Origin of the sequence: Methanobrevibacter sp. (assembly GCF_045120835.1) — an archaeon.
GTDB lineage: Archaea > Methanobacteriota > Methanobacteria > Methanobacteriales > Methanobacteriaceae > Methanocatella.
Genome location: NZ_JBGVFE010000067.1, coordinates 1 through 9787, shown reverse-complemented (window position 1 = coordinate 9787; position 9787 = coordinate 1). Strand labels below are relative to the sequence as shown.

Annotated in this window: 10 protein-coding genes; 9 read left to right on the top strand and 1 reads right to left on the bottom strand. The window is 38.4% G+C overall.

Going from position 1 to position 9787, the window contains the following annotated elements:
* Positions 1-533 precede the first annotated feature (533 nt).
* From galU to ACJMLO_RS06490, 4 genes are read left to right on the top strand one after another with little or no spacing between them, the layout of a single operon-like run.
* Complete coding sequence (gene galU, locus ACJMLO_RS06505) at positions 534-1385, top strand: UTP--glucose-1-phosphate uridylyltransferase GalU (protein ID WP_405295088.1); 852 nt, start codon at positions 534-536, stop codon at positions 1383-1385.
* Positions 1386-1388: 3 nt separating this feature from the next.
* Positions 1389-2357 carry an NAD-dependent epimerase/dehydratase family protein gene (locus tag ACJMLO_RS06500; RefSeq protein WP_405295086.1) on the top strand — a complete coding sequence of 323 codons (969 nt, stop codon included), beginning with the start codon at positions 1389-1391 and terminating at the stop codon, positions 2355-2357.
* Between the two features lie 2 nt (positions 2358-2359).
* Complete coding sequence (locus ACJMLO_RS06495) at positions 2360-3040, top strand: glycosyltransferase family 2 protein (protein WP_405295084.1); 681 nt, start codon at positions 2360-2362, stop codon at positions 3038-3040.
* Position 3041: 1 nt separating this feature from the next.
* Entirely contained in the window at positions 3042-4265 is a 1224-nt protein-coding gene (locus ACJMLO_RS06490) for an aldo/keto reductase (RefSeq protein WP_405295082.1), read from the top strand.
* Here ACJMLO_RS06490 and ACJMLO_RS06485 read toward each other — a convergent pair.
* Positions 4262-4444, bottom strand: coding sequence for a hypothetical protein (locus ACJMLO_RS06485; protein WP_405295080.1), 183 nt, complete (start codon positions 4442-4444; stop codon positions 4262-4264). The two genes, ACJMLO_RS06490 and ACJMLO_RS06485, sit on opposite strands and share 4 nt — an antisense overlap.
* Positions 4445-4617: 173 nt before the next feature.
* Here ACJMLO_RS06485 and ACJMLO_RS06480 point away from each other — a divergent pair, with 173 nt between their 5' ends.
* The 5 genes from ACJMLO_RS06480 to ACJMLO_RS06460 all read left to right on the top strand — a co-directional run bounded on the left by ACJMLO_RS06480 (position 4618) and on the right by ACJMLO_RS06460 (position 9609).
* Entirely contained in the window at positions 4618-4827 is a 210-nt protein-coding gene (locus ACJMLO_RS06480; protein ID WP_405295078.1) for a TIGR04165 family Cys-rich peptide, read from the top strand.
* 1 nt (position 4828) lies between these two features.
* A complete protein-coding gene (locus tag ACJMLO_RS06475) occupies positions 4829-5956 on the top strand; it encodes a TIGR04083 family peptide-modifying radical SAM enzyme (protein WP_405295076.1) in 1128 nt (375 codons plus the stop codon).
* Between the two features lie 8 nt (positions 5957-5964).
* A complete protein-coding gene (locus tag ACJMLO_RS06470) occupies positions 5965-6255 on the top strand; it encodes a hypothetical protein (RefSeq protein WP_405295074.1) in 291 nt (96 codons plus the stop codon).
* Between the two features lie 248 nt (positions 6256-6503).
* The gene (locus ACJMLO_RS06465; protein WP_405295072.1) at positions 6504-8552 is read left to right on the top strand and encodes a heavy metal translocating P-type ATPase; all 2049 of its coding nucleotides are present in this window, start codon (positions 6504-6506) and stop codon (positions 8550-8552) included.
* 67 nt (positions 8553-8619) lie between these two features.
* The gene (locus ACJMLO_RS06460) at positions 8620-9609 is read left to right on the top strand and encodes an ATP phosphoribosyltransferase (RefSeq protein WP_405295070.1); all 990 of its coding nucleotides are present in this window, start codon (positions 8620-8622) and stop codon (positions 9607-9609) included.
* Positions 9610-9787: the final 178 nt, after the last annotated feature.

The window sequence follows — 9787 nt, the reverse complement described above, 5'->3', positions numbered from 1 at the left end:
TCAAAAAAACGCAAATAAAATAAAATACAATAAAATTAATTAAAAAAGACAGTACACCCAATAGTGCAATTCATCCACAACTTGCAGAAGTTGTGGTATTCTTGCATTTTAAAGATAAATATCATATTAAACACCAAATATTTTTTAATATTATTATTAGTGTTTTAGAATGATTTTTTTATCCAAACTTATATTTAATTATTGTTATTTTTTAAAATCAACATTGTTTTGTTGGTATAATATTGTTTAATCTTGTAATATTGACTTAATCATGCAATCGATTAAACTAAGAAACTTTTATATATTATGAAGAGTATATGATTAAATAGCATCTTATGATGTATATAGTCATAGGGAATGCCAAATATTTAATTGGGTAAGGATTGTCAAAATTTGTCTTTTCAAATTTTCCTTATTCAATTTTTAAAATACTTATTTTTTCTTTTAAACCACTTTTCAACAATTTACTAGTTATCTATTTATATAAAAATAAATTAAAATTATATATAATTAAAATTATATGGTGATAAATTATGAAAGCTGTAATTCCGGCAGCAGGTTTCGGAACAAGATTTTTGCCTGCTACCAAAGCGCAACCAAAAGAGATGTTGCCCGTTTATGATAAACCTACAATCCAGTATGTTATTGAGGAAGCGGTAGCTTCAGGAATCGACGACATACTGATTGTGACAGGTAGAAACAAGAGGTCTATTGAAGATCACTTCGACAAATCCTTTGAACTTGAACAGACTTTGCAGAGTGCAGGAAAGGATGACAGATTAAAGCAGGTTCGTGCGATAACCGATCTGGCAGACATATGCTACGTAAGACAAAAGGAACAGAGAGGTCTTGGAGATGCAATCTACTGTGCCAAAAAGCATGTCGGCGGCGAACCGTTTGCAGTACTTTTGGGGGACTCAATAACCAAAGGCCCTACTCCATGTACCAAACAGCTGATTGACGTTTATGAAAAGTATAATGCTTCAGCAATTTCCCTTGAAGCCGTACCTAAAGAGAAGGTGGAAAGATACGGTATCATCAAAGGAACTGAAGTTGAAGATAACGTTTACAATATTGAAAAGCTTGTTGAAAAGCCATTGGCTCACCAGGCACCGTCCAATCTTGCAATAATGGGCAGATATGTTTTAACAGCAGACATCTTTGACAAGATTGATGAAACAGAGCCGGGTGTTGGAGGAGAGATTCAGCTCACCGATGCACTGTCAAAACTGGATGCCATTTACGGTGTCACTTTTGAAGGAAAAACATATGATATAGGAAACAGGTTCGAATGGCTCAAGACATCCATCGAATTTGCAATGGATGATCCTGAATCCAAGGACGATTTGATTGAATACATGAAGGAAATGATTAGAGAGGCATAAATTATGGAGACTCAAAGAATTTTAGTTACTGGAGGCAGCGGTTTTATAGGAACCAACCTCTGCAATGAGCTTAGAGGCAGGGGCCATGAGGTTTTGGCAGTGGATTTGTTGCACCATGAGGCAGAAGCGGATTTGTATTCCGATTCCTATTCAGATTATGTCAGGGGAGACGTTAGGAACTACCGCCAGATGGAAAGGATATTCGATGACAATGACAAGTTTGATTACGTTTACCACCTTGCAGCCGAATATGGCAGATGGAACGGTGAAGGATACTACGAAAACCTCTGGGAAACCAATGTAATCGGTTTAAAAAACATGATTCGCCTGCAGGAAAAACTGGGTTTCAGGATGATTTCATTCTCCTCAGCGGAAGTCTATGGGGATTATGAAGGAATAATGAGTGAAGACGTAATGGAAAAGCGTCCTATATCAGAAACCTATCAGATGAATGACTATGCAATATCCAAATGGGCAGGAGAGCTCATGTGCATGAACTCAGCTACCATGTTCGGTACAGAAACCGTACGCGTAAGGCCGGTGAACTGCTACGGTCCTCATGAAGCCTACTCACCATATAAAGGATTCATACCAATTTTCATTTACAAGGCTTTACATGGACTTCCGTATTCCGTTCACATGGGTCATAAAAGAATCATTGATTATGTTGAAGACACTGCAAGAACATTTGCAAATATCGTTGACAATTTCATCCCGGGCGAGGTTTACAATGTCGGAAGTAAACAGGAATGGGAAAGGGACATCAAGCAGTACTCAGACATGGTTTTGGATGCTGTAGGCATTGATGACAGTCTTGTAACCTACACTCCTGCTGAGGATTTCACAACAAAGGTCAAGACCATTGACTTTTCCAAAGCCATCCGTGACTTAAAGCATGACCCGCAGGTTCCGCCTGAAGAGGGTATTAAAAGAACCGTCGAATGGATGAAGGACTATTACAGAATCGAATAAACATGAAAATCATTGTGATAATTCCTGCTTTCAATGAGCAGGCGGCAATTGGGGAGGTCGTCAGAAAATCACTCCAATATGCTGATGATGTTTTGGTGGTGGATGATGGAAGCGGTGACAATACTTCCAAGATTGCCGGTGATGCCGGCGCATCTGTCCTAAAGCATCAAACTAATTTTGGAAAGGGAGTTTCCCTGCGTGATGCCTTTAAAAAGGTGGATGGTTATGACATTGTTGTTACAATAGATGGCGACGGACAGCACAATCCGGATGAAATTCCTGCTTTGGCTGAACCGATTTTAAAAGATGAAGCTGATTTTGTAAACGGAAGCAGATATCTCAACGGATTTGATGAAAACACTCCTGCCTACAGGCGTGTCGGTCAGAGGGTTTTGGACATTGCCACCAATGTCACTGCCGGAACAAGCGTAACCGATTCGCAAAGCGGTTTCAGGGCATTTAAGGGAGATACTATTTCTTGCTATAAATTCAGAGATCCGGGATTCGGTATTGAAAGTGAAATGATAGCCGATGCGGCTGAAAACAATTTGAGAATCGTTGAAGTTCCAATAACAGTAAAATACGATGTTGAAAACTCATCAACCAAGGGGCCGGTTACCCATGGTGTCGGTGTGCTTTTAAAAATCGGAAAGGATAAAATAATCAGGATGACAAAACGATAGCATGCAGTATAGAACTATTCCCAAAACAGGTGAGGAAATCTCGCCCTTGGGTTTTGGAGCAATGAGACTGCCTTTAAAAAATGGCAGAATCGACCGTGAAAAGGCTTCAAAGCTTATTTATCATGCAATAGACAATGGTGTTAATTTTATAGATACTGCTTATCTTTATGGGGACAGTGAATCGTTTTTAGGAGAGGTATTGCAGGGCGAATATAGGGATAAGGTCAAGCTCTGCACCAAACTGCCGGCTATCAATGTCAGAAAATATGAGGATATGGAAAACATATTGTCCGAACAGCTCAAAAGGCTTCAAAGGGATTCAATTGACTATTATCTTATTCATGCGGTTGATTTAAAGGCAATGAACAGACTGATAAAAAGGGGACTGTTCAAGTTTATCTCAAAAGTCAAATCCGAAGGAAAAATCAGGCATGTGGGCTTTTCATATCACGGGCCGAAGGAGGAATTCGCACTGTTGATTGACGGCTATGACTGGGATGTCGTAATGGTTCAGTACAATTACTTCGATGAAAACGTGCAGGCAAGTATGGAAGGAATAGAATATGCCGCATCAAAGGGAATTGGCATCTTGGTAATGGAACCATTGAAAGGAGGAATTCTTGCAGGAAAAATGCCTAAGGAAGCTGAAGATATATTCAAAAAGGCAAATCCAAATAAGAGCACTGCCCAGTGGGCGTTGGAATGGGTATTGAACAACAGAAATGTCACTTGCGTTCTCTCGGGGATGAACACTTTCCAACAGCTTGACGAAAATCTTGAATCCGCAAATGATGTGACTCCCCTTTCGATGAGCCTTGAGGATATGCAAACCGTTGAGCTTGTCAAAAGGGTCATGAGGGATTCGCTTAAAATCAACTGCTCTACATGCGGCTATTGCATGCCGTGTCCACAGGGAGTCAATATTCCCGAATGCATGAAGATATACAATGAGAAGTATTTATTTGGCCATAAGGGCCTATTCAACCAGTCACTGATTGATTACTATCAGTATGTCGGAGGAATTATGGGAAATTCCGGAAATGCCGGCAGATGCAACGGATGCGGGAAATGTTTAAGGAAATGCCCTCAGAAACTGGACATCATTGCCGAGTTAAAAAAGGTGAAAAAGGAATTTGAGATTCCAGGCTCCAGATACATTTTATGGTTTGTTCAGCATGTGGGATTTCCGATTTATCGCTATTTTGTCAAAATACTTAACCGTTAACTGTTTCTTAATGTTCTATGCAGCATTATTAGGATTCTCTCATCAATTCCTAGCCACACCTGTGACATTCTGAAATTGACTGTCTCGCTCCACAGCTTTTGTCTTACCAGTTCGGTAGTTTCCAGATACTCGTCACTTTCCTTTTGTTCTTTCAGGTACTCGCAGTAATCATAAGGCATTTAAATCACTTTGATTATTAATTAAAAATATATTATTTGTCTATCCAGTATTTAAATCTTTGTTGATGCCATTTTGTAAAATTGAAGTCATTGAAACATCTTATTTAAACTTTTCTATTAATCTATACAATTATATAGTTAAAAAACAGAATATTAACTAAGGTGAAAAAAAAATGAAACTTGAAGAATTGCTTGCGCCATGTCCGAAATGTGGCTCAAAGGACAAGATTGCTCAAAGAAAATTGCTTGATAACCATAGGGCTCACGCTGAAATGAATGCGGTTAAATGTGAAGAATGTGGTTATGTCTTTTTTGTAAATGAAAATATGGATCCTGATGAGAAAAAACAGCTGCTGATGGAACTGAATAAGATTCACGGTTAAAATGACATTTCACGTAATGATTATCCCCACACTGAACTGTCCGTCAAACTGCAAATACTGTTGGGGATCTGAAAACAAAAAGGAAATGATGGATTTGGAAATCATTGACCAAATCATTGATTGGTTAAGTGATTTTAGAGATGACAAGGTTCACTTCACATTTCATGGAGGAGAACCTCTCCTTGCAGGCTATGACTTTTATGAATATGCGCTGGAAAGGCTTTCAAAAATAGACAATTTTGAAGGATTTTCACTTCAAAGCAACATCTGGCTTTTAGATGAGGATTTGATAGACTTGTTTGTAAAATATAATGTAGTGGTAAGCACAAGCATTGACGGGCCGAAGGAAATCAATGATTTCCAAAGGGGAGATGGATATTTTGACAGGACAATGTCCAAATATGAATTGGCCAAAAGCAGGGGACTAATCATTAACTTTGTTTTGACGGTTACTGATTATTCAAAGGACTTCTCCGATGAATTGTATGAGTTTTTCAAAGGGGAGAAGATGAGCCTCAAAATACATGCTGCACTGCCTTCACTTAGGGGAGACAATGCCGACCCGTGGGCACTTGACCAGGAGGAGCATGGAAAGCTTCTTGTTGAATGGCTGGACAAGTACCTTTATGATTTGGACAAGTTCTCGATAATGGATCTGGACCATATATGCAAAAGTTCTCTTAGAAGAAGAGGAACATTATGTACCTTTGCAGACTGCATCGGCACAACTTTAGCCGTTGGAAGTGACGGTTCAATCTATCCGTGCTACAGATTTGTCGGAATGCCTGACTACGTTTTGGGAAATGTAGGTGATTCTCCTAGCTTTGATGATTTGAAAACCTCTGATGCATGGGCGAAACTTCAGAAATTCAGGGATTATGTTGATGAAAACTGCAAAAAATGTAGATATGTCAAGTATTGTGAAGGGGGATGTCCTTACAATGCAATTGTCGCATATCAAACTCCAGAGGCAGTTGATCCTCAGTGCACAGCATATAAAATGATTTTCGGTGAAGTTTCCAAAAGAATGAACAAGGAATTTGCACGTTCCGCATTTGGAATGGGTGCACCTTCCCCTAGAAAGGAAGGGGAAAAGTTCAGCATAATGGACCTTGCGATGAAACCGTAGTGATTGTTATGGATAATGATATTCTAGAAAGACTGGCAGAACTGGAACATGATCAATGGTGTGACTGGGCTGGAGCGCTTTCAGGTGAAATTGAAGATTTGCTTCGGGTAATATCAAAGTTACATGATAATTCTGATTTTGATTTGGATGATGGGGATATTGCCGTAGTTGAAAATTCCAAGGAGAGGTTGGTTCGTTGGGATTCCCTGATGGTTCCATATTCCGAGCTTTCTGAGGAAATGAAGGAATCCGATAGGGTTTATGCAAGAAAAATTCTGGACCTTTTGGATGAAAGGTAATTTTTTTTTAAATCTTTTGAGTAATACTGGGTATTTAAATGAACCCAAAAAAAGTAATACTTTTATATATCAGTTCGGGTAAAAATAATATTAGTAATACTGAGTATTTAAATGAACTTGAAAAAAGTAATACTTTTTGATTTTTTAATAGGTTTTTTCATTTTTTTGGCCAGACCCTTAAAAAATTTTTTTAGTAATACTGGGTATTTAAATGAACTTGAAAAAAGTAATACTTTGAGGTGGTTGATGTGATTGATGAAATAACTGATTTCTTATTTGGCTTGAAAATGACTATTCTCTCAGGTATATTTCTATTGATTGCAGTTATATTTATGATATTTGGAATTTCAACTCCTCTTTATCTGAATCCTGCATGGGGAACTGTAATAATAAGTGGAATTCCAATGTTGCTTCTTGCAATGACAAGATTGGTTCGTGAAAAATGGATTTCATCTGCGCTTTTGATTGCAATAGCAATGGTCGCTTCACTGATGATTGGCGAGATTTTTGCTGCAGGGGAAGTTGCATGGATTATGGCATTAGGTGCTCTTCTTGAGGACTGGACAGTTGAAAGGGCTAAAAAGGGCTTGAGAAACCTGATTAATTTAACTCCACAAACTGGAAGGAGAATCGTAAACGGAAAAGAAGAGGTTGTAGCAGTTGAAGACATAAAGATTGGCGATACATTAAGGATACTTCCTGGTGAAAGCGTTCCTGTGGATGGTGAGATAATAAGCGGTACCACTTCACTTGACCAGTCCATCATGACTGGTGAATCTCTGCCGATTGATAAGGAGATAGGTGATGAGGTATTCTGCGGAACCATGAATATGTATGGTGCAATCGACATTAAGGCTACCAGCTTAGGTGAAAATTCATCACTTCAAAAACTGATTGATCTTGTTAAAGCTGCCGATGAAAAGCAGGCCCCGACACAAAGGATTGCCGACAAGTGGGCAACATGGCTGGTTCCTGTTGCTTTATTGATAGCTATTGCCGCATGGTTGATAACAGGCGATATTGGGCGTGGTGTAACCGTTTTGGTAGTGTTCTGTCCATGCGCTTTGATACTTGCCACACCAACTGCAATCATGGCTGCAATTGGTCAGGCAACCAAATATGGTGTTTTGATTAAATCCGGTGAAGCTCTCGAAACCCTTGGAGCTCTTAATACGTTGGTATTTGACAAGACCGGTACTTTAACTTACGGTAATTTAGAGGTTTCTGATGTTATCTCATTAAGTGAAGATTTATCTGAAATGGATTTGCTTAAAATAACAGCATCATGTGAAAAATTAAGTGAACATCCGCTGGCAAAGGCGGTTGTAAATAATGCAAAAGAGGCTGAAATTGATATTGAAGAGCCACAAGACTTTAAGATGTATCCCGGTAAAGGTGTTGCATGTAAAAATTCTTATGGTGCCATATATGCAGGAAACTCCAAATTCTTAGTCGAAAATAATATTGATGTAAATGTTGATGGTTATCTGGATAAACTGAAACATGAAGGAAAGGCCTCAATTATCGTTGCATTAAATGGTGATGTTGTCGGCTTGATTGGATTGTCTGATGTGATTCGTGAAGATTCCAAAGGCATGATTGAAAGTTTGCATGAACTTGGAACTGAAACAATATTGCTTACAGGAGATAACACGGAAACCGCTAATTACTTTGCATCCCAGGTTGGAATCAGGAAGGTATACGGAAATCTGTTGCCTCAGGAAAAGCTTGACTGGATTGAAAAGCTTAAAAGAGAAGATAAAAAGGTCTGCATGATTGGTGACGGTGTAAACGATGCTCCTGCACTCAAGACTGCCGATGTAAGCGTGGCAATGGGATCCGTTGGAAGTGATGTTGCAATCGAGGCTGCGGATATTGCGCTTTTGGGTGATGATATCGGAAAAATCCCATATCTAAAAAAGCTTTCAAACTCAACACTGTTCACTATAAAGGCAAACATTACAATTTCAATGGTAATCAATGCTGCAGCAATTGTATGTTCTGTTTTGGGACTTTTAAATCCCGTAACAGGTGCAATCGTTCACAATGCAGGGTCATGTCTTGTTGTGCTGAATGCGGCATTGCTGTATGACAGAAAATTCGATGATTCGATTAAAAAAATAGATGCCGAAAATGTGGAGCACTCACATTATCATTTCCACAATGACACTGAGCACACCCATTCCCATGAGGGCATTGAGATAATTGATGAAATCGAAACCGAAAACGGAATCAAGCACATGCATGTTCACAAGCATGCATTGTCAAGACAAAGTTGTGAATCATATCACAACTAACTTTTTTTTTTACTTGCCATCACAATAATTATATATTTATTTGAATAATCTTATTTTAGGTATAACTATGAAAGATAAAATAATTCTAGGACTTCCAAAGGGAAGTTTAAATAATGTAAAAAGAGGAAATACTCATCAATTATTCGTTGATGCAGGATATGAAGTAAAAGGATACGAACCCGGTGATGAATCTTATGAAATCACCATTTCAAATGATGATGATATTGTTGCATTCCTGACCAGGCCTCAATCCACTCCTGTTGAGCTCAACAGAGGCATGGTTGACATAGCAATTGTCGGTGAGGACTGGATAAAGGAAGAGTCCGTTTTAAGGCAAACAGATACCATTAAAATTGGCGATTTGGATTATGGTAAAACTCGCCTTATTGTTGCCGTTCCTAATGACTCTCCATATGAAAACTTATCAGATTTCTTTAAAGCAAATAAGGATCGTAAAACTCCAATATTGTGTTTCACAGAATATCCTAATTTAACAAGAAAGCATATCATGGAAAACGAAGTTTATCAAGAAATTTACGGAGATGCAGTGCCGTTCGTTCAGGTCAGAGGCCTTACCGATGGAGACAATGAGATGGTTCAGGTCATCAACTCCGATGGTGCAACCGAGGTATACATTGCAAAGGGTGCCGATTTGATTGTTGACAATACCCAAACAGGAAGCAGCCTTAAAAAGGCAGGACTAAAAGAGTTGGAAACTATTTTGCACTCTTCAGCGGGCCTTTATGCAGGAGTAAGCTGCAAGGGCGAAAAGCTTGACAAGGCAAAAATGATTTACGAGCAGCTTCTTGGAGCAATCACTGCCAAGAAGTATTTTGATGTGAAGTTCAATATTGCCAACAGTAAAATTGAAGATGTTTCAAGCTATTTAATTGATAACAAGCTTTGCGCCGATGAGCCTACAATCACTCCGGGTTCCGATTTTTCACAAATCAACGTACTGATTCCAAAGGCCAAATTCCCTGAAATGGTCGATGCGATTAAAGGATTTGATGCAACTTCCATCATTAGAAATGATTTGAAACAGTTGATTGAATAATCATTTCATTTTCTTTTTTTTTGAACCATGACAAATCCATGCACCGAAACTTAAGTAGTTTTTTCCAGAATTTTAAATTTTCAATGATTTTAATAACATTGTTATACTTCTGTTGGACAGAGAATCAAAATTTTTATTAATAAAAAGAACAATAAGTAATTATTGAAAAGAATAAATA

Coding starts and splice junctions, on each gene's coding strand:
- galU (WP_405295088.1), top strand. CDS start 534: ATGAAAGCTGTAATTCCGGCAGCAGGTTTCGGAACAAGATTTTTGCCT.
- ACJMLO_RS06500 (WP_405295086.1), top strand. CDS start 1,389: ATGGAGACTCAAAGAATTTTAGTTACTGGAGGCAGCGGTTTTATAGGA.
- ACJMLO_RS06495 (WP_405295084.1), top strand. CDS start 2,360: ATGAAAATCATTGTGATAATTCCTGCTTTCAATGAGCAGGCGGCAATT.
- ACJMLO_RS06490 (WP_405295082.1), top strand. CDS start 3,042: ATGCAGTATAGAACTATTCCCAAAACAGGTGAGGAAATCTCGCCCTTG.
- ACJMLO_RS06485 (WP_405295080.1), bottom strand. CDS start 4,444: ATGCCTTATGATTACTGCGAGTACCTGAAAGAACAAAAGGAAAGTGAC.
- ACJMLO_RS06480 (WP_405295078.1), top strand. CDS start 4,618: ATGAAACTTGAAGAATTGCTTGCGCCATGTCCGAAATGTGGCTCAAAG.
- ACJMLO_RS06475 (WP_405295076.1), top strand. CDS start 4,829: ATGACATTTCACGTAATGATTATCCCCACACTGAACTGTCCGTCAAAC.
- ACJMLO_RS06470 (WP_405295074.1), top strand. CDS start 5,965: ATGGATAATGATATTCTAGAAAGACTGGCAGAACTGGAACATGATCAA.
- ACJMLO_RS06460 (WP_405295070.1), top strand. CDS start 8,620: ATGAAAGATAAAATAATTCTAGGACTTCCAAAGGGAAGTTTAAATAAT.